This window comes from Citrobacter sp. Cf087 (genome assembly GCF_030334285.1).
Taxonomy (GTDB): domain Bacteria; phylum Pseudomonadota; class Gammaproteobacteria; order Enterobacterales; family Enterobacteriaceae; genus Citrobacter; species Citrobacter freundii.
This window is the reverse complement of the sequence record NZ_JAOWED010000031.1, coordinates 492,984-514,530: the sequence shown is the minus strand read 5'-3', so window position 1 is coordinate 514,530 and position 21,547 is coordinate 492,984. Positions and strand designations below refer to the sequence as shown.

Here is a 21,547-nt window from a genome sequence, read left to right as displayed (position 1 = left end):
GCACCTCCCCCAATGTTTATGCCTGCATTCAGGCTTTTTCCAGCGTACACAGCAACGGATGCTCGTTCTCCCTCGCATATTTGTTCACCATCGCTACTTTGGTTTCAGCCACTTCGGCAGTAAACACGCCGCAAATCGCTTTGCCTTGATAGTGAACTGCAAGCATCAGTTGCGTTGCACGTTCTACATCATAAGAAAAGAATTTTTGTAACACGTCAATAACAAACTCCATCGGAGTGTAATCATCATTGACTAATATCACTTTATACATAGATGGCGGTTTTAGCGCGTCGCGCAATTTGTCTTCCGCCAGCAGATCGAAATCCAGCCAGTCGTTCGTCTTACCCATTGTCAGTCGTCATCTTCAGTTACGGTTTCCGGCAGAAAATCTTGCCGCTGACAAGCAGCCTATGCGCACAATCAATCTACCTCAAGTATTAGATAACTATCATCTATTAGTGCCATCCGCGACATCTGTCACATAACCGACAATAGCGTTAACTGCTTCAAATTTTGATGCATTTTTACCCTATTCTGTCTGCCTGGCGCTTGACGCCCCGCCTGATTTCTCTAAATTGTAGTTTCGAGAGTTGGCGAGGTTTTGAACAGCCCCCACTCCGCCACCGGTTCATTCCATCTTACTTATATAAGATTTACGAAGGATGTCGAAGTATGGAAACGGGTACTGTTAAGTGGTTCAACAACGCCAAAGGGTTTGGTTTCATTTGCCCCGAAGGCGGCGGCGAAGATATTTTCGCCCATTATTCCACCATTCAGATGGATGGTTACAGAACGCTAAAAGCCGGACAGTCTGTCCAGTTTGATGTCCACCAGGGGCCAAAAGGCAATCATGCCAGTGTCATCGTGCCTGTCATTGAAGCAGAAGCTGTCGCATAGCTCTTCTGTCTCATTGTGTACATCCTGCAGTCAAAATGCCAGCCTTTGCGGCTGGCATTTTTATCTCTGTGGCATTATTCCCGCGCCAGAGCATCTACTGGATCCAGACGTGCCGCATTCCGCGCCGGTAGCCAGCCAAACAACACCCCGGTTGCAGTCGAACACAGGAACGCCGTCAACAGCGCGACGGGTGAGAATCCAATTTCCCAGCCCGGCAGGAATAGCTGAAGTGTAAAGGCGATCAGCATCGACAGGCTAATGCCCAACGCGCCGCCAACCAGACACACTAACACCGCTTCAATTAAGAACTGTTGCAGCACATCACTGGCACGCGCGCCTACCGCCATACGAATGCCAATCTCACGCGTTCGTTCGGTTACCGAAACCAGCATAATATTCATCACGCCAATCCCACCAACCACCAGCGAAATCACCGCCACCAGCGTCAGGAAGAGTTGTAATGTACGTGTGGTCTTTTCAGCGGTTTTCAAGACACCGTCCATATTCCAGGTGAAGAAATCCTTCTTACCGTGGCGCAACGTCAACAGTCGGGTCAGTTGCTGTTCGGCCTGGGCACTGTCAAAACCATCCTTTACTCGCACGGTGATCGAGTTCAGCCACGACTGCCCCATAATTCGTCCGGACATGGTGCTGTAGGGCAGCCAGACCCGCAGGATCTTGCTACTGCCGAACATCGACTGTTTCTCTTCTGCAACGCCAATTACCGTGGCCGGCATATTTCCCACCAGCACGACTTCGCCGACAACTTTCGCTTTATTGGGGAACAACTGGCGCCGGGTATTACTGTCGAGCACCACCACCTGAGCGCGCCCCGCCAGTTGCTCGGCGTTAAAGGTGGTCCCTTCGCTAAATGTCATGCCATAGACGTTGAAATAGTCGCCGCTAACGCCGTTAGCACTGGCAGCAACGTCGATATTGCCATAGCGTAACCGCAGGTTCTTCGACACTGCAGGTGTTACCGAACTGACCCAGGGCTGCTTCTGTAGCGCCGTCAAATCGTCATACTTCAATGCCTGTTGATATTGCGGATCGTCGTCGCCGAAATCTTTGCCAGGATAGATATCAATGGTGTTAGTACCAATAGCGCGAATATCTGCCAGTACCAGTTGTTTAGCCGCATCGCCTACCACCACGATCGACACCACAGAAGCAATACCGATGATGATCCCAAGCATGGTGAGTAGCGTTCGCATCTTATTCGCAGCCATTGCCAGCCAGGCCATGGTAAGCGCTTCACGAAATCCGCTGACAAACTGGCTCCAGCCGGATGCCGTTTTCACCGTTGGCTCCGCGATATCGCGTCCACCAGAGGGTTTCTGTGGCGGCGGATTGCGCACAATCTCGCCGTCACGAATTTCAATGACCCGCTCGGCCTGTGCGGCAACCTGCGGGTCGTGCGTGACGATAATTACCGTGTGTCCGCGATCGCGCAGCTGATGCAAAATCGCCATCACCTCTTCGCCGGAATGGCTATCCAGTGCACCGGTGGGTTCGTCGGCAAGAATAACCTGTCCCCCGTTCATCAGTGCACGTGCGATACTGACCCGCTGCTGCTGACCACCGGAAAGTTGAGAAGGTTGATAATCAACCCTGTCGCCCAGACCCAGCCGCTGGAGTAATTCCTGCGCACGCGCCAGGCGCTGCTTACGCTCGGTGCCAGCGTAGACCGCAGGCACCTCGACATTTTGCGCCGCGGTTAAATGTGACAGCAAATGATAGCGCTGAAAGATAAAGCCGAAATGCTCACGGCGCAGCTGTGCCAGCGCATCGCTATCCAGCGTGGAGACATCCCGTCCGGCAACCCGATACGTACCGCTGGTAGGTTTGTCCAGACAGCCGAGAATGTTCATCAGCGTCGATTTACCCGAACCCGACGCCCCGACAATCGCCACCATTTCCCCGGCCTGAATGCTCAAGGATACGTCCTTCAACACCTCAACCTGGCCTTCACCTGAGGGATAGCTGCGGCGGATATGGCTCAGTTCAAGCAATGCTGTCATTTTGCAGCTCCAGCGTTGCCCTCGCCTGTAATGACTTCATCACCCTCTTCCAGCCCTTTCACGATCTCCACATCGGTGTCATTCCGCGCGCCGATAACCACTTCACGTTCGCGGGTTTCGCCGTTACGCAGTAGCCTGACGTTATAGCGGTTGTTACCAATAGGATCGCCCAGTGCCGACAGCGGGATCGTCAGAACATTTTTGACATCAGTGAGCTGGATATGGACCTGCGCGGTCATATCCAGACGCAGGATCCCTTTCGGATTGGGAACTTCGAAGCGGGCATAGTAGAAAATCGCATCATTCACTTTCTCTGGCGTCGGAAGAACATCTTTCAGCGTGCCTTCGTAGCGTGTCTGCGGATCGCCCAGTACGGTAAACCAGGCTTTTTGCCCAGGTTGCAGGTGAATTACATCAGCCTCAGAAACCTGCGCTTTTACCAGCATGGTGCTCATATCCGCCAGCGTCAGAATATTAGGTGCCTGCTGAGCGGCAATAACGGTTTGCCCTTGTAGGGTAGTAATTTGCGTTACTTCGCCTGCCATTGGCGCGACAATGCGGGTGTAATCAAGGTTGGTTTTTGCCGTATCGAGAGAAGCCTGATTACGTTTAATTTGCGCGTCAATTGCGCCAATTTGCGCCTGTTTGACCGCCATTTCGGTGGCCGCCGTGTCGAGATCCTGCTGTGAAACGGCCTGGGTTTTTGCCAGCTGTTGCTGACGGGAAAGCGTCACCCGCGCCAGTTTCCACTCAGCTTCTGCCTGTAAACGCTGGGCGCGCAATTCCATTAGCGTCGCTTCAACCTCTTTGATTTGGTTTTGCGCCTGTTCAGGATCGATTACGCCGAGCAACTGATCTTTTTTGACTTTATCGCCAATCGCGACCGACAGCGTTTTTAACTGCCCGCTGACCTGCGCCCCGACGTCAACTTTACGCAGCGCATCCAGTTTACCGGTAGCCAGCACGCTTTGCTGCAGATCGCCCGGACGAACAATTAATGTTTGATACTGAGGTAAAGGCGCATTAAGCGTTCGCCAAAGTGCAATTACCGCCACAATAAGGATGATGGCGAACAGAAAATAGCGTTTTTTGATTTTTCCCTTGAGCTTCATAAATGTCCCAATTCCCCCAATACGTCCACCAGAGTGGAGTGCTAAACATCAACGTTAAATAAATCGCCGTTGAAAAGCGCAAGAATAACAGAGTTATTGATGAATGGTTAAGATCCGCTGTGCTGAAATTAGTACCAGGGTATCAATCGGATTTATATTATGAGTCAACTAACTGAAAGCACTTTTCTTTCCACCAAACCCGTCACCAGCTTTGGTCTTTTTTACAGCCTGAGCAGCGGTCATTTACGTCCCGCACATTGCTGGGATAAGCGGAGCTTTCGTCGTAAGTTTATCTGGCGCTCACTCTTGATACCTCGCCTCACCCAGGAATGGATGACAGAACTGTCCCAATGGCCGGATCTTGAAAACCTGCTATCCCACCAACCCCGATTGCCGGTGCGTTTGCATCGTCCTTACCTTGCCGCAAACTTCACCCGTAAAATGCGTTTAGACGCGGTGCGTTTTCATTATAATGTTATCCGCCATGCATTTTTACCCGCAGAATTTAACGCCTTATTAAGCAATGACGGCTTACAACTGGCGCAAATTGAAGGCAAAGATGGCGATATATTTACCGTAACCATGATGATGTTCCCGGTGCTGGATAAAGAGGGAGAGAGCACTATTCAGGTGCAAAATGGCGACGGCGACGTACTGACTAAAATGACGTTTACGTTCTGCGAATATAATGGCAAAAGTACATTATTTATTGGCGGTGTGCAGGGCAATGCGCAACTTCCTCACGAAGCAATCCAAAAAGCGACCAAGTCTTGTCACGGGATATTCCCAAAACGTATTGTAATGGAAGCCATTTGCCGGTTAGCAGAGCGATTGAATATCGATAATGTTATGGCAGTCAGCAATGAACAGCATATCTTTCGCAGCCAACGCTACCACGATAAAAATAAGGTAATTCATTCCGACTACAACGCATTTTGGGAATCGGTTGGCGGCGAGTGCGACAGACACGGGTACTATCATATTCCGCGCACGCTGGCGCGAAAAAGCGAGGCGGATATTGCCAGCAAAAAACGCGCAGAATACCGCCGCCGCTATCAGCTACTGGACAGCATCCATTCGCAGCTGTCGTCGATGTTTCACCACTAATCCGCTCTGCCGCGTGCCAGCCACAGCACGCGGGAAAACATTTTTCGCAGCAGCGTTGGCACTGCGTCAACGCCGCGCCGCCCGGCTTCCATCGCTACCTCAATGGCTAAATCCGGTTTTGACGAACGATGTATCGCCTTGGAGATAATTTTGCGCATATTCATGGGCACGTTCTCCGGGATTTGCGCCACCCGGTGAAAGACGTCAGCAAACCCCTGGCGATACATAAAGTGTTCCATATCCAGCGCGGGGAGCATGGTTAAATGATCGCGCTCTTCCTCTCTGTCGTTATTCAACAAACCGCGCACCGTGGCCGCATACTTTTTCCCGGCTTCATCACCATCGACCAGCACATGCCACTCGATACCCATCCGGCGGGCGAATTTAACCAGCGGCTTAAGACCGGACTGGGCGAATTCAATTACCTTAATCCCTTCTGCATCAAAGTGATGTCCGCACTGACGGGCCAGTTCGTTAATAACCCAGGTTTCCGTTTCGCCTTCTACCAGCAACCAGCAGCGGGCAAACAACGATGACGCACGATTAAAACGAATATGAAATGCGATTCGCCGACCATCTTCTGCACTGATCCCACCCGGCCCCAGCCGCCAGGCGGCAACGCGGGATGATTCACGTACCAGACGAACAACATGTTCCACGGGAGTAAGGGACAACAGTTCACCGGAGTTGGTTGTCGCCACTCGCTGCAGAGGCAGTAAATTCAACAAGTGCCAGGCCACCGAAAGCATGATGGGATGTAAACGCGTTTCCGGATCTTCCACCAGCAATAAAGGTCGGGCGTCTTTATCCAGCCTCAGCGTGCCTTTGGCCTGCAACAGGGTCGAAAACAGGCCCAACAGAATAACCCGATGCGTACGTCCGCCGGGTTTATCAATCATGCGGTTAATAATGTCCAGATAGCGCCAGCTCCGTTGTTCGTTATTGGAGCGACGGCGCATCAGACGGTAGCGGGACTGGCCAGCCCCTTGCTCGGAAAAATAGTGCTCCAACAACTGCACCATGGCCGATAACCCCTGGCGGATCTGTCCGTCGGTCAGGTTTTGCGGTCGGGTAGCCAGCTCACGCGCCAGAAAATCCAGTTGGCGGGCGGTGACTTCGACGTCCGCCGAATCCGGCACGGTACCGTTGCGGATCCGGCGCATAAATCGCGCGTCGCGCAGACGCAGTACAGGCATCAGGCGCACAAGATGCCGCGCCTGATCGTTAATGTCATCGAGAGGTAATGGATGGCCGTCGCCGTCAAGAAAACTGCGCAAGGTCAGAACGCTACCGTCATCCGCACACTCGCCTTCCAGACGATAAAAAATGCGGTGATAGCCATCCTGGCACGGCGTCCAGCTGGCTTCCAGAGGGCGATAGCGACGTACCCGGTGACGCCCCGGCTGGGATTCACGAAACGTCAGGATAATGTGCAGGTGGTGTTCCCGGCCCTGTATGTCGCCCGGCGGGAACCAGAAATCCTCGCGGACAAAATGATACAAGTCTGGCTCCGGCGACAGCAGCAGGGTTAAGGCATCCAGCAGACTGGATTTACCCCACGCGTTCTCCCCAATCAGCACGTTGCTCTGCTCCAGCATCAACGACAGACGGTTAATACCACGAAATCCAACAATCTCAACGCGTTCGAGAATCATATAGCCTCCGGAAATGCTAACTTTTTCCTTCAAGTTATCAGGAGTATAACGGCAAGCGGGGGCTCAGGACACCCGATATCAATCTGGCGTGAATCGCAAAAGCAAAAAAAATAAGAATATTCTTCTTATGTTTTCTCCTGAATATAATTTCAGAACTTAATCATCGTCCTTTCGCTAATTGGACTATGCTTCATTCACCCAAGATTCAAAAAGGAATCGCAACATATTGCCTTAAATCAAATTTTTTCATCAATTTAACTGGCGAAGGGATGATATTTTTTTCTAAAATACCCGCTCTTTCATCATCGTCCCTTTTAGCGATGAATTACCGGGCAAGGAATACGAACCCGGAACTTTTAATTGAGGTGGTTATGTTCAGGAAATTAGCAGCTGAATTCTTCGGTACGTTTTGGCTCGTTTTTGGTGGGTGCGGTAGTGCAGTGCTGGCAGCCGCATTCCCGGAATTGGGAATTGGATTTGCCGGTGTCGCGCTGGCATTCGGCCTGACCGTATTAACCATGGCATTCGCCGTGGGTCATATTTCAGGTGGGCATTTTAACCCGGCGGTAACCTTCGGTTTATGGGCTGGCGGTCGTTTCCCGGCAAAAGATGTTATTGGTTACGTTATTGCTCAGGTTGTAGGCGGTATTGTTGCAGCAGCGGCACTGTATCTTATTGCCAGCGGTAAAGCGGGTTTTGATGCAACGGCCAGTGGTTTTGCATCAAACGGCTTTGGTGAACATTCACCAGGCGGTTATTCCATGCTTTCTGCCGTCGTCATTGAAATTATTCTGACCGCAGGCTTCTTATTAGTGATCCACGGCGCGACCGATAAACATGCTCCGGCAGGTTTTGCACCTATCGCAATTGGTCTGGCGTTAACTTTGATCCACTTGATCAGTATTCCAGTCACCAACACCTCCGTAAACCCGGCACGTAGTACCGCAGTAGCCATTTTCCAGGGCGGCTGGGCATTGCAACAATTGTGGTTCTTCTGGGGTATGCCGATTATCGGTGGGGTACTCGGCGGCCTTATTTACCGCACTCTGCTGGAAAAACGCGATTAATCGCTAACAAAAAAGGCCTGGCGCAAGTCAGGTCTTTTTTATCCTCTCTATATTTCCTTTTATTTGCAACTTTACTCCCCTCTTTGCTTTGAGTAGTGTGTGCTAGCGCATTTCGTCTTACTTCTCAGCAAGGATCTGGTTTTCATGTTTTCAGGGCTGTTAATCATTCTGGTTCCCCTTATTGTGGGCTACCTTATTCCGCTCCGGCACAGGACTGCATTACAACTTATCAATCGCCTGTTGAGCTGGATCGTCTACCTTATTCTCTTTTTTATGGGTATTAGCCTGGCGTTTCTGGATAATCTCGCCAGCAACCTGTTAGCTATTCTTCATTATTCTGCGGTCAGCGTGACGGTCATTATACTGTGTAATATTGCGGCGCTGTTCTGGCTGGAGCGTTCGCTGCCCTGGAGACACAACCACAAGCAAGAAAAACTCCCCTCGCGAATTGCAATGGCGCTTGAGTCGCTCCAGCTTTGCGGCGTCGTCGTCATCGGTTTCCTGCTCGGCCTCACTGGGCTTCCCATTCTGCAGCATGCCACCGAAGCCAGCGAATATACGTTAATCTTTTTACTGTTCCTGGTGGGGATCCAACTGCGCAACAGCGGTATGACCTTAAAGCAAATTGTGCTGAACCGTCGGGGGATGATCGTAGCCGTCGTCGTCGTCGCCAGTTCGATGCTGGCGGGGGTTATCAATGCATTGATCCTCGGTCTGCCGCTGAAAACCGCGCTGGCGATGGCATCAGGTTTTGGCTGGTATTCCCTGTCCGGTATTCTGTTGACCGAATCGTTCGGACCCGTAATTGGTAGTGCCGCCTTCTTTAACGACCTGGCCCGTGAACTGATCGCCATTATGTTGATTCCAGGAATGGTGGGCCGCAGCCGCTCTACCGCGCTGGGATTATGCGGCGCGACATCAATGGATTTCACCCTGCCCGTTTTACAACGCAGCGGCGGCCTGGAAATGGTCCCGGCAGCCATCGTCCACGGCTTTATTTTGAGTCTGTTAGTGCCTCTGCTGATGGCGTTTTTCTCCGCCTGACGCTCGGGCAAATACCTCTCTGGCGGTAGTCAGCTACCGCCAAAATTGCGCTAAATCAATCTCCCTGCAAGTAGTAGCAGAAATCCCTTTTATCCCTACGCGCACAGGCATAATCTTAAACATGTATATTAAATATAACTTTAAAAGGTGTGACCATGTTTTGTGTGCAATGTGAACAAACCATCCGTACTCCGGCAGGAAACGGCTGCTCTTACGCGCAGGGTATGTGCGGTAAAACGGCTGAAACCTCCGATTTGCAGGATCTGCTGATTGCTTCCCTACAAGGTCTGTCTGCATGGGCTGTTAAAGCACGTGAATACGGCATCATCGACCATGAGGTTGATAACTTTGCGCCGCGTGCGTTCTTCTCCACGCTGACTAACGTAAACTTCGATTCCCCGCGTATTGTTGGCTATGCCCGTGAAGCTATCGCCATGCGCGACGCCCTGAAAGCACAATGCCTGGCTAAAGACGCTAACGCCACCGTCGATAACCCGATGGCCGATCTGCAACTGGTCAGCGACGATCTGGGCGACCTGCAACGTCAGGCCGCTGAATTCACCCCGAATAAAGACAAAGCGACCATCGGCGATAATATCCTCGGCCTGCGTCTGCTGTGTCTGTACGGCCTGAAAGGTGCGGCAGCTTACATGGAGCACGCCCACGTTCTTGGTCAGTACGACAACGATATCTATGCTCAGTACCACAAAATCATGGCGTGGCTGGGTACCTGGCCTTCCGATATGAACGCTCTGCTGGAGTGTTCAATGGAAATCGGCCAGATGAACTTCAAAGTGATGAGCATTCTGGACGCCGGTGAAACCACTAAATACGGTCACCCGACCCCGACTCAGGTCAACGTAAAAGCAACCGAAGGTAAGTGCATCCTGATCTCCGGTCACGACCTGAAAGATCTCTACAACCTGCTTGAGCAGACTGAAGGCACCGGTGTTAACGTTTATACCCACGGCGAAATGCTACCAGCACACGGCTATCCGGAACTGCGTAAGTTCAAACACCTAATCGGTAACTACGGCAGCGGCTGGCAGAACCAGCAGGTTGAATTCGCCCGCTTCCCTGGCCCAATCGTGATGACCTCTAACTGCATCATCGACCCAACCGTTGGCGCCTACGACGACCGTATCTGGACCCGTAGCATCGTCGGCTGGCCGGGCGTGAGCCACCTTGAAAGTGACGATTTTGGTCCGGTTATCGCACAGGCGCAGCAGATGGCTGGCTTCCCGTACAGTGAAATTCCGCACCTGATCACCGTAGGTTTCGGTCGTCAGACCCTGCTGGGCGCTGCTGATACCCTGATCGACCTGGTGAGCCGTGAAAAACTGCGTCACATCTTCCTGGTTGGCGGTTGTGACGGCGCACGTGGTGAACGTAACTACTTCACCGACTTCGCCACCAGCGTGCCGGATGACTGCCTGATCTTGACCCTTGCTTGCGGTAAATACCGTTTCAACAAACTGGAATTCGGCGATATCGAAGGTCTGCCGCGTCTGGTCGATGCCGGTCAGTGTAACGATGCTTACTCTGCCATTATCCTGGCGGTAACCCTGGCTGAGAAACTGGGCTGTGGCGTGAACGATCTGCCGCTGTCTCTGGTACTCTCCTGGTTCGAACAGAAAGCGATTGTTATTCTGCTGACCCTGCTGTCTCTGGGCGTGAAAAACATCGTAACTGGCCCGACTGCGCCTGGTTTCTTCACACCGGATCTGCTGGCAGTTCTCAACGAGAAATTTGGTCTGCGTTCCGTGACCACCGTTGAAGAAGACATGAAGCAACTGCTGAGCGCGTAAGGAGTAAAGAATGACAATGCCAACTCATCAGTGCCCATGGCGGATGCAGGTTCACCACATCCATCAGGAAACGCCGGATGTATGGACAATTTCGTTGCTGTGCCACGATTATTATCCTTACCGCGCCGGGCAGTATGCACTGGTCAGCGTACGTAATTCAGCGGATACGCTGCGTGCTTACACCATTTCCTCAACGCCGGGCGTTAGCGAGTACATTACGTTGACCATCCGCCGGATTGACGATGGTGCAGGTTCACAGTGGCTAACCCGCGACGTGAAGCGCGGCGACTATATCTGGCTGTCCGATGCCATGGGTGAGTTCACCTGTGAAGATAAAGCGGAAGACAAGTTCCTGATGCTGGCCGCAGGCTGTGGTGTTACGCCAATCATGTCAATGCGTCGCTGGTTGGCAAAGTACCGCCCGCAAGCGGATGTACAGGTAATCTTTAACGTTCGCTCGCCGCAAGATGTCATTTTTGCCGACGAGTGGCGTGAATATCCGGTGACATTAGTTGCTGAAAACAATGCCACCGAAGGTTTTGTTTCCGGCCGACTGACTACCGAACTGCTGAAAAGCGTACCGGATCTGACCTCGCGTACCGTGATGACCTGTGGCCCGGCACCGTATATGGATCTGGTCGAGAAAGAAGTCAAAGCACTGGGTGTGACGCGCTTCTTTAAAGAGCAGTTCTTCACACCTGTTGCCGAAGCCGCCACCAGTGGTCTGAAGTTTACTAAGCTACAGCCGGCGAAAGAGTTCTATGCGCCGGTGGGCAGTACGCTGCTGGAAGCGCTGGAAAGCAACAAGGTTCCGGTTGTCGCCGCATGCCGTGCAGGCGTTTGCGGCTGCTGCAAAACCAAAGTGGTTGACGGTAACTACACGGTCAGCAGCACCATGACGCTGACCGACGCAGAAATCGCTGAAGGTTATGTGCTGGCCTGTTCCTGCCATCCGCAGGGTGATTTAGTGCTGGCGTAATTGGCCGGTATCTGATGTGCAAAAGGCTGCCTGGCTGTACCGGGTGGCCTTTTTTATGCTCTCAGACGCTGCAAAATTCTGATATTTTCACTCTCCCCGGCAAAATACCTCCTTCCCCCGTAAATTATCGACCACACTTACACTTCGCAGATTAAGCATAATCCAGGACTACCACGTCGAACTTTCTACAAGGATCCCCATGAAAAAAGTGGCCATTGTCGGCGTCGGTCCCACCGGCATTTATACGTTTCATGCCCTGGTTGAGCGCGGTGAACCGCTGGAAATAGAGCTTTATGAGCAAGCTGAACAGGCGGGCGTTGGCATGCCTTATAACAGCGACAACAACGCAGACTTCATGCTGGCAAATATAGCCAGCATAGAGATCCCACCGATTTATATCAGTTATCTGACGTGGCTACAGAATCAAAGTGATGACTATCTGGCGCAGTTTCGGATTGAACGTAATTCTTTGCATGAACGGCAATTTTTGCCCCGCGTGATCCTCGGTGACTATTATCGCGATCGTTTATTCGCTATCGTCGAGAAAGCGCGAGGCTCAGGCTTCGCGATTAGCATAAACGAATCAAGCGAAGTCACCGACCTGCGCGCAAACCCGAATGGGGTCTCTCTGTGGATCAATCATGCTTCACAGCCTGTCGAGGTGGACTTCGCCGCTATCGCCACCGGCCATCTGTGGCCTGAAACGGATGTACAGACACGGAAGTTTTTCCCCAGCCCGTGGACCGGTCTGATGGACGTCCAGATTAGCGCTTGCCGGGTAGGAATTCTCGGCACTTCGCTCAGCGCGATTGACGCAGCGATGGCCGTGGCCTGCCAACACGGTGCCTTCACCACCGGGGCTGATAACGCACTCCAGTTTATCTGTAAATCCGACAGCCAAAGCCTGAAGCTGACCCTAATGTCGCGCAGCGGTGTGCTGCCTGAAGCGGATTTTTACTGCCCTCTGCCCTATGAATCGTTGAACATCGCAACGCCTGAAGCAATTGAAGACGTCATTGTCCATGGGCAAAAAGGATTACTGGACCGCATTTTCCGGATTATTGTACAACAACTGCAAGATGCAGCCCCGCAATGGAGCCAAGAGATAGCACTTGAGACGCTCAACGCCGATACATTCCCCGAGGCCTACTTTGCCGACAGGCTTGAGCACGATCCTTTTGAATGGGCGAAGCGCAACCTGATTGAAGTTGAACGCAACAAACAGGAACAGCGTACCGTCGCGTGGCGCTATACACTGCTGCGGCTACACGAGGTAATCGAAGAGATCGTCCCACATCTTGATCAGTCTGATGAAAAGCGCTTTAAGCGAGGACTGGCGCGCGTGTTTATCGATAATTATGCGGCAATCCCGTCTGAATCAGTCCGCCGACTGCTGGCGCTGCACGACGCCGGGCTGATTGAGATCCTCACACTTGGTGCGGATTATGAGCGTACGAATGAGCAGGAAATGACGGTAATTTACCACCACGGTCGACGCAGCGAATTCGATGTGTTTATTGACGCCCGAGGGCAACGGGCATTGCAGAGCAAAGATATCCCTTTCCCAACGCTACGCGATCAACTGCTGGCCTGTGGCGATGAGATCCCGGATATCGGCGAAGATTACACGCTGCAAGCGCCGGAAAACGCCCGCAATCGCATCGCTTTTGGCGGGCTGCCGTGGTTGATGCACGATCGTCCGTTTATTCAGGGACTGGTTGTCAGCGCTGAAATAGGCGCCGCGATGGCAAGGGCATTGACGCAGCGAGCGCTGAGACGTCGGCACAAACTATGGAACAGTGATGACATATAGATTAGCGACAGATTGAACGACGAGGCGGGCAAACCGTCAGCGCACCCCCGCCTCGGTATTGACTCTCAAATGGTAACTATCGCCAGGCAGAATTTCCTGCAACGGAGTAACGCCCCGCCCCCAAAAACGCCACCGCCAGCGCGCCGATGAAGAAATACACCAGACTTTCAATCGCCCATGCACCGGTTTTATCCAGTGTCCAGGTTTCGCCCATCCCGACCATCAGCCATGCCACAACCATCGTAAACGCCAGCCCCAACGCCGCCGGACGCGTCAGGATGCCTAGAATAATCAGACACGGCGCTACAACCTCTCCCAGCAGAACGCCGTACGCAATAAAGCCCGGGAAACCTTTCGCTATCAACATGCCGCTGATGCCATCAATACCAGCAAACAGTTTATGCAGCCCATGAAACAGCATCAGCCCACCGACGGCAAGGCGTAACAAAAACTTGCCAAAATCTTCGTGAGTCAGTACTCGGTTAACTGAATTTAATAGTTTTATAACCATTTGAATTTATTCCTTGTTTCACCATGTCCAATAACAAACTACGCTTAATACAGGTTAAATGAAACCTGCCGGAAATAAGGGGGAAATGAGAAGCATAACGATTATCTTCATCTAAACTTGTAACCGGTATCACATTAGAGGAGAAGGAAAACCATGAAACAAACGGTTGCTGCTTTTATTGCTAAAACACTCGAACAGGCTGGCGTAAAACGCATTTGGGGTGTAACGGGTGACTCGCTAAATGGTCTGAGCGATAGTCTGAATCGTATGGGAACAATTGACTGGATGCCAACCCGCCATGAAGAGGTTGCTGCCTTCGCCGCGGGCGCTGAAGCGCAGTTGACGGGCGAGCTGGCCGTCTGCGCAGGCTCGTGTGGGCCAGGCAACCTGCACCTGATTAACGGCCTGTTTGATTGCCACCGCAACCACGTTCCGGTGCTGGCAATCGCCGCGCATATTCCATCCAGTGAAATAGGCAGCGGTTATTTTCAGGAGACCCACCCGCAAGAGTTGTTCCGTGAATGTAGCCACTATTGCGAGCTGGTCTCCAGCCCTGAGCAGATCCCCCAGGTGCTGGCTATAGCTATGCGTAAAGCGGTGCTCAACCGTGGCGTCTCCGTGGTGGTATTACCCGGCGACGTGGCGCTGAAGCCCGCCCCTGAAAGCGCCACCACGCACTGGTATCATGCGCCGCTCCCGGTAGTCACCCCGGAAGAGGAAGAGCTGAGAAAACTGGCGCAACTGCTGCGCTACTCCAGCAACATCGCCCTGATGTGCGGCAGCGGCTGCGCCGGTGCGCATAAAGAGCTGGTTGAGTTTGCGGCTAAAATCAAAGCCCCGATCGTGCACGCTCTGCGCGGGAAAGAGCATGTTGAGTACGATAACCCCTATGACGTGGGTATGACCGGGCTGATTGGCTTTTCATCCGGCTTCCATACCATGATGAATGCCGACACGCTGATCCTGCTCGGCACCCAGTTCCCCTATCGCCCGTTCTACCCCACCGACGCCAAAATTATTCAGATTGATATCAATCCGGCGAGTATTGGCGCGCACAGTAAAGTTGATATGGCGCTGGTAGGCGATATTAAATCCACGTTACGTGCCCTACTACCTCTGGTGGAAGAGAAAACCGAGCGGCAGTTCCTGGACAAAGCACTGGAGCACTACCGCGAGGCGCGCAAAGGGCTGGATGATTTAGCCAAACCCAGCGATAAAGCCATTCACCCGCAATATCTGGCGCAACAGATCAGCCACTTTGCCGCTGACGATGCCATCTTTACCTGCGACGTTGGCACGCCAACGGTGTGGGCAGCACGCTATCTGAAAATGAACGGCAAACGTCGCCTGCTCGGATCGTTTAACCACGGGTCGATGGCTAATGCCATGCCGCAGGCACTCGGCGCACAAGCGACCGAACCAGGACGTCAGGTTGTGGCAATGTGCGGTGACGGCGGCTTTAGCATGCTGATGGGCGATTTTCTGTCGGTGGTACAAATGAAGTTACCGGTGAAGATTATTGTCTTCAACAACAGCGTGCTGGGATTTGTGGCGATGGAGATGAAAGCTGGTGGTTATCTGACTGACGGCACCGAACTGCACGACACGAATTTCGCGCGGATTGCCGAGGCCTGTGGCATCACGGGCATTCGCGTGGAGAAATCTTCAGAGGTTGATGAGGCGCTGCAAAGGGCGATGTCAATTGACGGTCCGGTGCTGGTCGATGTGGTGGTGGCGAAAGAAGAGCTGGCGATCCCGCCGCAGATCAAGCTCGAACAAGCCAAAGGTTTTAGCCTGTATATGCTGCGCGCAATCATCAGCGGACGCGGTGATGAAGTGATCGAACTGGCGAAAACTAACTGGCTCAGGTAAAACAGAGGGCATTACCTCACTTAAAAAGGAATGCCCGTGATTGATTTACGCAGTGATACTGTCACCCGACCCAGTCGCGCCATGCTCGAAGAGATGATGGCCGCCCCGGTCGGGGACGACGTTTACGGTGATGATCCTACCGTTAATGCCCTCCAGCAATACGCGGCCGAGCTTTCTGGCAAAGAAGCCGCCATTTTCTTACCTACCGGCACTCAGGCGAACCTGGTTGCACTGCTCAGCCATTGCCAGCGCGGCGAAGAGTATATCGCCGGTCAGGGCGCGCATAACTATCTCTACGAAGCGGGTGGCGCAGCGGTGCTCGGCAGCATTCAACCGCAACCCATCGATGCCGCTCCGGATGGCTCCCTGCCGCTGGACAAAGTGGCAGCAAAAATCAAAGCAGACGATATCCATTTTGCCCGCACCCGTCTACTCAGTCTGGAAAACACGCATAACGGAAAAGTGCTGCCGCGCGAGTATCTGAAAGAGGCCTGGGAATTCACCCGGGAGCGCAATCTTGCCCTGCACGTCGACGGCGCGCGTATTTTTAACGCCGTCGTCGCCTATGGCTGTGAGCTTAAAGATGTCACGCAATACTGCGACTCGTTCACCATTTGTCTTTCCAAAGGTCTGGGAACGCCGGTAGGCTCGCTGCTGGTCGGCAGCCACGAGTACATCAAGCGTGCCATTCGCTGGCGCAAAATGACCGGCGGCGGAATGCGCCAGGCGGGTATTTTGGCGGCAGCCGGACTGTATGCGCTGAAAAATAACGTGGCGCGTTTGCAGGAAGACCATGACAACGCCGCCTGGATGGCGGAGCAACTGCGCGAAGCAGGGGCGGACGTCATGCGCCACGACACCAACATGCTGTTTGTGCGCGTTGGCGAAGAGCACGCGGCCGCGCTCGGTGAATATATGAAAGCGCAGGGTGTGCTGATTAACGCCTCCCCGATTGTGCGCCTGGTGATGCATCTTGACGTATCACGTGAACAACTTGCTGAAGTCGTCGCCCACTGGCGCACTTTTTTAACCCAATAAGGAGATGGGCGTGCCGCAACGGATTTTGGTTCTTGGCGCCAGTGGCTACATTGGTCAGCATTTGGTACAGGCGCTCAGTCAGCAAGGGCATCAGGTGTTGGCTGCGGCACGTCGCATTGAACGACTGGAAAAGCAGCAACTGGCCAACGTCAGTTGCCATAAAGTCGATTTGAATTGGCCAGATAACCTCCCCCCGCTGCTGGCGGGTGTTGATACGGTTTATTACCTGGTCCATGGCATGGGTGAAGGCGGTGATTTTATCGCCCACGAACGTCAGGTGGCGATGAATGTCCGCGATGCACTGCGTAATACAGCGGTCAAACAGCTTATTTTCCTGAGCTCATTACAGGCTCCCCGGCATGAACAATCCGATCATCTGCGTGCGCGACAGATAACCGCAGATACTCTGCGTGAATCAGGCGTGCCAATGACGGAATTGCGTGCGGGCATTATCGTGGGGGCAGGTTCCGCTGCCTTTGAAGTGATGCGCGACATGGTCTACAACCTGCCGGTACTCACCCCTCCGCGCTGGGTGCGCTCACGTACCACACCCATCGCGCTAGAGAATTTGATGTACTACCTGGTAGCGTTGTTGGATCATCCCACGCAACATCACCGCGTACTCGAAGCAGCCGGCCCGCAGGTGTTGAGCTATCAGGAACAGTTCGAGCATTTTATGGCGGTCAGCGGTAAACATCGCCTGCTCATACCCATCCCCTTCCCTACCCGCTGGATTTCGGTCTGGTTTTTAAACGTCATTACGTCAGTGCCGCCAACCACGGCCAAGGCGCTGATCCAGGGCTTAAAACACGACCTGCTGGCCGATGACACCGAACTACGTGCGCTGATCCCGCAAAAGCTGATTGCCTTTGATGACGCGGTGCGCAGTACGTTGAAGGAAGAAGAAAAGCTGGTCAACTCCAGCGACTGGGGTTACGACGCGCAGGCGTTTGCCCGCTGGCGTCCAGAATATGGCTATTTCGCCAAACAAGCTGGCTTTAGCGTTGAAACCGCCGCCAGCAAAAAAGCACTGTGGCAGGTAGTGAATCGACTCGGCGGCAAAGAAGGCTATTTCTTTGGCAATATTCTATGGAAGACGCGCGCGGCCTTGGACCTGCTGGTCGGCCATAAGCTGGCAAAAGGTCGTCCCGAACACCCACTATTGCAAGTTGGCGACACCGTTGATAGCTGGAAAGTCATCATCGTTGAGCCGGAGAAACAGCTGACGCTGCTGTTTGGGATGAAAGCGCCGGGATTGGGTCGCCTGAGCTTCACACTGGAAGATAAAGGCGATCATCGACGCATTGATGTACGCGCCTGGTGGCATCCGCACGGTATGCCTGGCCTCTTCTACTGGCTGTTGATGATCCCCGCGCACCTGTTCATTTTCAGGGGGATGGCGAAGCGTATAGCCAAACTTGCAGAACAAATCACAGACTAATGATAAAAAGAGCCTGTATTCTTTCATGTTTCCCATTGCATACAGGCGTATTTCACGGAAGAATGCGCACGACGTTTTTTAAACACAGTGGATTGATATGAAGGTACTGGTTACCGGAGCCACCAGCGGCTTGGGCCGAAACGCGGTTGAGTTTTTATGCAGCAAAGGCGTCAGCGTCAGAGCCACCGGTCGCAATGAAGCGATGGGCAAGCTGCTGGAGAAAATGGGCGCAGAATTTGTGCATGCGGATTTGACCGAGCTGGTTTCTTCGCAAGCAAAAGTGATGCTTGCCGGCATCGACACGCTGTGGCACTGCTCCAGTTTTACCTCACCGTGGGGAACTCAGGAAGCCTTCGATCTGGCCAACGTTCGCGCAACTCGCCGTCTGGGCGAGTGGGCCGTGGCCTGGGGCGTTCGCAACTTCATTCATATCTCCTCGCCGTCGCTCTATTTTGATTATCACCACCATCGCGATATCAAAGAGGACTTTCGTCCGCACCGCTTCGCCAATGAATTTGCCCGCAGCAAAGCAGCTGGCGAAGACGTGATCGCGTTGCTGGCGCAGGCCAACCCGCAGACGCGTTTTACGGTATTGCGTCCGCAAAGCCTGTTCGGACCACACGATAAGGTCTTTATCCCGCGCCTGGCCCATATGATGTACCACTATGGCAGCATCCTGTTGCCGCACGGCGGAAGTGCGCTGGTAGATATGACCTACTACGAAAATGCAGTGCACGCGATGTGGCTGGCAAGTCAGCAAGCCTGCGATAAGCTGCCGTCAGGTCGCGCGTACAACATTACCAACGGCGAGCATCGCACTCTGCGCAGCATTGTGCAGAAACTCATCGACGAGCTGAATATTGATTGTCGGATCCGCTCCGTTCCCTACCCGATGCTGGACATGATTGCCCGCAGCATGGAGCGCTTAGGCAATAAATCGGCAAAAGAGCCAAAGCTGACGCATTACGGCGTCTCGAAGCTAAATTTTGATTTTACGCTGGATACTACCCGCGCTCAGGAAGAGTTGGGTTATCAGCCCATTGTGACGCTGGATGCAGGGATTGAACGTACCGCGGCCTGGCTGCGCGACCATGGTAAGCTGCCGCGTTAACCATTGCCGGATGGCGGCGCAAGCGCTTTATCCGGCCTACAAAAAACCAGCCCAAATTAGTCGTAGGCCTGATAAGCGAAGCGCCATCAGGCATTGGTGTTCTGCGTTAACCCTGCCCGTATTTTTCCAGTAACGCTTCGGCAATCGCCTGAGTTTCTGCATCCGCCGCGCCGTTCCACAGCGTCGGGCGGAAGTGCATCTGGAAGGCCATAATCACCCGCTGCTGTTCGCGCGGCGTCATATCAGATTTTATCTCATAGCCGTAACGCGACAGCAGATCGAGTAAAGATTCGGTTGCTACCGGCGTATGAGGCGCTCGCCCGGCAAGATAAAATGCTACGCGCTGAGTGTCCGGCCACGCGCCAATTCCCTGTTCGGCCAGCACTTTCCATGGGAAAAGCGGTCCAGGATCGTCCTTACGTTGCGGCGCGATGTCCGCATGGGCTACCACGTTCTGCGGTTTTATGTCGTAGCGGGCGATAATATCTTTCGCCAATGGGATCAGCGCCTGAATCTGCGCGGGTTCAAACGGCGCAAAATATTTTATCCCTGCCGATTTTTGCCAGCCGCGGTTTTCCAGCTCAATGCCAATTGAGGTATCGTTAATACGCGTAGCGCCACGCCAGAAGCTAATCCCCGCATGCCAGGCCAGATCTTTTTCCGGCACCAGTTGCCAGATACGCGGTTTGCCGTGGTAGAGCGGCGGCACAGCCGGGATCAAATAATGCGAGCTGACGTTTTTATCGGTCAGCGTAGCCAGAGAAGAGTCAAAATCATCGGCCGTGTAATGGATAACCAGCACTTTAATGCGTGGATAAGCAGCCTGTGCCTGACGGCGGGTATCTAACTGATACCCGTCTTTGTCGACAATCCCTTTTTCGCCAGCACATCCCACCAGCAACAGCGTAAATGCCAGCAGACACAACAGACGCTTCATCGGCGAGTTTTCACCGCGGTACCGCTGACGCTCACCATCAGCATACTGCCGTCTTTGCCCACGGTTTCGTAATCAATATCAATACCGACCACCGCATCAGCACCCAGCGCTTTGGCCTGTTCGCCCAGCTCCTGGAAAGCAATTTCACGCGCTTTACGCAGCTCTTTTTCATACGCGCCGGAGCGACCGCCGACAATATCGCGAATGCCGGCGAAAAAATCGCGGAAAATATTCGCGCCTAAAATGGCTTCGCCAGTCACAACACCGCAGTATTCCACGATGCTCTGCCCTTCCAGCGTAGGGGTAGTCGAAAACTGCATGGTTAATCTCCTTTTTGCGCTAAGAGCACGATCTCAAAAGCATTATCGAACCGATCCACTATCATTGAAAGGATATATTCTATCAACGTAGAACACTAATAGTAGAAAGCTAATAAGGAAATCATTATGCGCTACTCGAAACTCTCTCTGCTGGTTCCCTGTGCACTCCTTCTCAGCGCCTGTACGACCGTGACGCCGGTCTATAAAGATAACGGCACGCGTAGCGGTTCATGCGTAGAAGGCGGGCCAGACAGCGTGGCTCAACAATTCTATGATTACCGTATTCAGCATCGAAACAATGATCTTACCCCACTTCGTCCATACCTTAGCGACAACCTGGCTAAACTGCTGACCGACGCCAGCCGCGATAATGCACACCGCGACCTGTTTAACAGCGATCCGTTCTCCAGTCGGGCTACGTTACCGGACAGTGCCAGCGTCGCCAGCGCATCGACTATTCCGAATAGTGATGCACGCAACATTCCGCTACGCGTAGAGCTGAAACAGGGTGACCAGAGCTGGCGTGATGAAGTGCTGATGATCCGCGAAGGCCAGTGCTGGGTCGTTGATGATGTCCGCTATCTGGGCGGCAGCGTACACGCGCCAGCCGGGACGTTGCGCCAGTCTGTCGAAAACCGTTAATCGCGCCATTTACTCGCCCAAATCATAACCCCCATTAATTGTCTGGCATTCTGCATAGAATGCCGACAATTATTCTTGCCCACTGGTGGCCCCGCTATTTTGTGCTATGTTTAGAGAAGAATGCGGTTTGCATTTAACTTTTAACGCATAAATATTGCATAACTATTCTGTC

The 21,547-nt window shown here is 53.1% G+C and carries 19 protein-coding genes; 12 read left to right on the top strand and 7 right to left on the bottom strand.

Features of this window, described 5'->3' with window-relative positions; all coding sequences use genetic code 11:
- Positions 1-28 precede the first annotated feature (28 nt).
- Complete coding sequence (gene clpS / locus OGV57_RS18995) at positions 29-349, bottom strand: ATP-dependent Clp protease adapter ClpS (RefSeq protein WP_003036810.1); 321 nt, start codon at positions 347-349, stop codon at positions 29-31.
- 323 nt (positions 350-672) lie between these two features.
- Here clpS and cspD point away from each other — a divergent pair, with 323 nt between their 5' ends.
- Positions 673-897, top strand: coding sequence for a cold shock-like protein CspD (cspD, locus tag OGV57_RS18990; protein WP_003036813.1), 225 nt, complete (start codon positions 673-675; stop codon positions 895-897).
- 74 nt (positions 898-971) lie between these two features.
- Here the strand turns inward: cspD and macB are convergent, their stop codons facing one another.
- Together macB and macA are read right to left on the bottom strand one after the other, a co-directional pair.
- Positions 972-2,918, bottom strand: coding sequence for a macrolide ABC transporter ATP-binding protein/permease MacB (gene macB, locus OGV57_RS18985; RefSeq protein ID WP_003840216.1), 1,947 nt, complete (start codon positions 2,916-2,918; stop codon positions 972-974).
- The gene (gene macA / locus OGV57_RS18980) at positions 2,915-4,030 is read right to left on the bottom strand and encodes a macrolide transporter subunit MacA (protein WP_016150621.1); all 1,116 of its coding nucleotides are present in this window, start codon (positions 4,028-4,030) and stop codon (positions 2,915-2,917) included. The genes macB and macA overlap by 4 nt, the downstream gene beginning before the upstream one ends.
- A 159-nt stretch (positions 4,031-4,189) precedes the next feature.
- Here macA and OGV57_RS18975 point away from each other — a divergent pair, with 159 nt between their 5' ends.
- The gene (locus OGV57_RS18975; protein ID WP_016150622.1) at positions 4,190-5,137 is read left to right on the top strand and encodes a VirK/YbjX family protein; all 948 of its coding nucleotides are present in this window, start codon (positions 4,190-4,192) and stop codon (positions 5,135-5,137) included.
- Here the strand turns inward: OGV57_RS18975 and OGV57_RS18970 are convergent.
- Positions 5,134-6,792 carry an ATP-dependent endonuclease gene (locus OGV57_RS18970; RefSeq protein ID WP_003840210.1) on the bottom strand — a complete coding sequence of 553 codons (1,659 nt, stop codon included), beginning with the start codon at positions 6,790-6,792 and terminating at the stop codon, positions 5,134-5,136. The two genes, OGV57_RS18975 and OGV57_RS18970, sit on opposite strands and share 4 nt — an antisense overlap.
- Positions 6,793-7,163: 371 nt before the next feature.
- Between OGV57_RS18970 and aqpZ the strand changes: the two genes are divergently transcribed.
- The 5 genes from aqpZ (at position 7,164) to OGV57_RS18945 (ending at position 13,503) form a co-directional block, all read left to right on the top strand.
- Positions 7,164-7,859: an aquaporin Z gene (gene aqpZ, locus OGV57_RS18965; RefSeq protein ID WP_054528572.1), complete on the top strand. Its 696-nt coding sequence runs from the start codon at positions 7,164-7,166 to the stop codon at positions 7,857-7,859.
- A 144-nt stretch (positions 7,860-8,003) separates the two neighbouring features.
- Positions 8,004-8,903, top strand: a complete 900-nt coding sequence (locus OGV57_RS18960; protein ID WP_016150624.1) for a LysO family transporter — start codon at positions 8,004-8,006, stop codon at positions 8,901-8,903.
- 155 nt (positions 8,904-9,058) lie between these two features.
- Entirely contained in the window at positions 9,059-10,711 is a 1,653-nt protein-coding gene (gene hcp / locus OGV57_RS18955) for a hydroxylamine reductase (RefSeq protein ID WP_286531545.1), read from the top strand.
- A 10-nt stretch (positions 10,712-10,721) separates the two neighbouring features.
- On the top strand, positions 10,722-11,690 hold the full coding sequence (hcr, locus tag OGV57_RS18950) for an NADH oxidoreductase (protein ID WP_003027256.1): 969 nt from the start codon (positions 10,722-10,724) through the stop codon (positions 11,688-11,690).
- 199 nt (positions 11,691-11,889) lie between these two features.
- Complete coding sequence (locus OGV57_RS18945) at positions 11,890-13,503, top strand: FAD-NAD(P)-binding protein (protein ID WP_032936692.1); 1,614 nt, start codon at positions 11,890-11,892, stop codon at positions 13,501-13,503.
- 76 nt (positions 13,504-13,579) lie between these two features.
- Here the strand turns inward: OGV57_RS18945 and OGV57_RS18940 are convergent, their stop codons facing one another.
- Complete coding sequence (locus OGV57_RS18940; protein ID WP_003840198.1) at positions 13,580-14,014, bottom strand: DoxX family protein; 435 nt, start codon at positions 14,012-14,014, stop codon at positions 13,580-13,582.
- Between the two features lie 153 nt (positions 14,015-14,167).
- Here OGV57_RS18940 and poxB point away from each other — a divergent pair, with 153 nt between their 5' ends.
- The 4 genes from poxB to OGV57_RS18920 all read left to right on the top strand — a co-directional run bounded on the left by poxB (position 14,168) and on the right by OGV57_RS18920 (position 19,476).
- Positions 14,168-15,886, top strand: coding sequence for a ubiquinone-dependent pyruvate dehydrogenase (poxB, locus tag OGV57_RS18935; protein ID WP_003027264.1), 1,719 nt, complete (start codon positions 14,168-14,170; stop codon positions 15,884-15,886).
- A gap of 36 nt (positions 15,887-15,922) precedes the next feature.
- Positions 15,923-16,924, top strand: a complete 1,002-nt coding sequence (gene ltaE / locus OGV57_RS18930) for a low-specificity L-threonine aldolase (protein ID WP_044711367.1) — start codon at positions 15,923-15,925, stop codon at positions 16,922-16,924.
- A gap of 10 nt (positions 16,925-16,934) precedes the next feature.
- Complete coding sequence (locus tag OGV57_RS18925) at positions 16,935-18,365, top strand: SDR family oxidoreductase (RefSeq protein WP_054528693.1); 1,431 nt, start codon at positions 16,935-16,937, stop codon at positions 18,363-18,365.
- A gap of 97 nt (positions 18,366-18,462) precedes the next feature.
- The gene (locus OGV57_RS18920) at positions 18,463-19,476 is read left to right on the top strand and encodes a 3-beta-hydroxysteroid dehydrogenase (RefSeq protein WP_003840192.1); all 1,014 of its coding nucleotides are present in this window, start codon (positions 18,463-18,465) and stop codon (positions 19,474-19,476) included.
- Positions 19,477-19,582: 106 nt separating this feature from the next.
- Here the strand turns inward: OGV57_RS18920 and OGV57_RS18915 are convergent, their stop codons facing one another.
- Positions 19,583-20,413 (bottom strand): N-acetylmuramoyl-L-alanine amidase, encoded by an 831-nt coding sequence (locus OGV57_RS18915; RefSeq protein ID WP_054528573.1) that lies wholly within the window; start codon positions 20,411-20,413, stop codon positions 19,583-19,585.
- Positions 20,410-20,733 (bottom strand): heavy metal-binding domain-containing protein, encoded by a 324-nt coding sequence (locus OGV57_RS18910; protein WP_001160725.1) that lies wholly within the window; start codon positions 20,731-20,733, stop codon positions 20,410-20,412. Before OGV57_RS18910 ends, OGV57_RS18915 begins: the two co-directional genes overlap by 4 nt.
- 126 nt (positions 20,734-20,859) lie before the next feature.
- On the opposite strand from OGV57_RS18910, the gene OGV57_RS18905 reads away from it, so the two are divergent.
- Positions 20,860-21,375, top strand: a complete 516-nt coding sequence (locus OGV57_RS18905) for a lipoprotein (protein ID WP_016150628.1) — start codon at positions 20,860-20,862, stop codon at positions 21,373-21,375.
- Positions 21,376-21,547: the final 172 nt, after the last annotated feature.

Bases quoted from the DNA above. Each gene is read 5' to 3' on its own strand.
- clpS (WP_003036810.1), bottom strand. From the start codon at position 349: ATGGGTAAGACGAACGACTGGCTGGATTTCGATCTGCTGGCGGAAGAC.
- hcp (WP_286531545.1), top strand. From the start codon at position 9,059: ATGTTTTGTGTGCAATGTGAACAAACCATCCGTACTCCGGCAGGAAAC.
- OGV57_RS18975 (WP_016150622.1), top strand. From the start codon at position 4,190: ATGAGTCAACTAACTGAAAGCACTTTTCTTTCCACCAAACCCGTCACC.
- macA (WP_016150621.1), bottom strand. From the start codon at position 4,030: ATGAAGCTCAAGGGAAAAATCAAAAAACGCTATTTTCTGTTCGCCATC.
- OGV57_RS18960 (WP_016150624.1), top strand. From the start codon at position 8,004: ATGTTTTCAGGGCTGTTAATCATTCTGGTTCCCCTTATTGTGGGCTAC.
- OGV57_RS18915 (WP_054528573.1), bottom strand. From the start codon at position 20,413: ATGAAGCGTCTGTTGTGTCTGCTGGCATTTACGCTGTTGCTGGTGGGA.
- OGV57_RS18940 (WP_003840198.1), bottom strand. From the start codon at position 14,014: ATGGTTATAAAACTATTAAATTCAGTTAACCGAGTACTGACTCACGAA.
- OGV57_RS18910 (WP_001160725.1), bottom strand. From the start codon at position 20,733: ATGCAGTTTTCGACTACCCCTACGCTGGAAGGGCAGAGCATCGTGGAA.
- OGV57_RS18945 (WP_032936692.1), top strand. From the start codon at position 11,890: ATGAAAAAAGTGGCCATTGTCGGCGTCGGTCCCACCGGCATTTATACG.
- poxB (WP_003027264.1), top strand. From the start codon at position 14,168: ATGAAACAAACGGTTGCTGCTTTTATTGCTAAAACACTCGAACAGGCT.
- OGV57_RS18920 (WP_003840192.1), top strand. From the start codon at position 18,463: ATGAAGGTACTGGTTACCGGAGCCACCAGCGGCTTGGGCCGAAACGCG.
- cspD (WP_003036813.1), top strand. From the start codon at position 673: ATGGAAACGGGTACTGTTAAGTGGTTCAACAACGCCAAAGGGTTTGGT.
- macB (WP_003840216.1), bottom strand. From the start codon at position 2,918: ATGACAGCATTGCTTGAACTGAGCCATATCCGCCGCAGCTATCCCTCA.
- aqpZ (WP_054528572.1), top strand. From the start codon at position 7,164: ATGTTCAGGAAATTAGCAGCTGAATTCTTCGGTACGTTTTGGCTCGTT.
- OGV57_RS18970 (WP_003840210.1), bottom strand. From the start codon at position 6,792: ATGATTCTCGAACGCGTTGAGATTGTTGGATTTCGTGGTATTAACCGT.
- hcr (WP_003027256.1), top strand. From the start codon at position 10,722: ATGACAATGCCAACTCATCAGTGCCCATGGCGGATGCAGGTTCACCAC.
- OGV57_RS18905 (WP_016150628.1), top strand. From the start codon at position 20,860: ATGCGCTACTCGAAACTCTCTCTGCTGGTTCCCTGTGCACTCCTTCTC.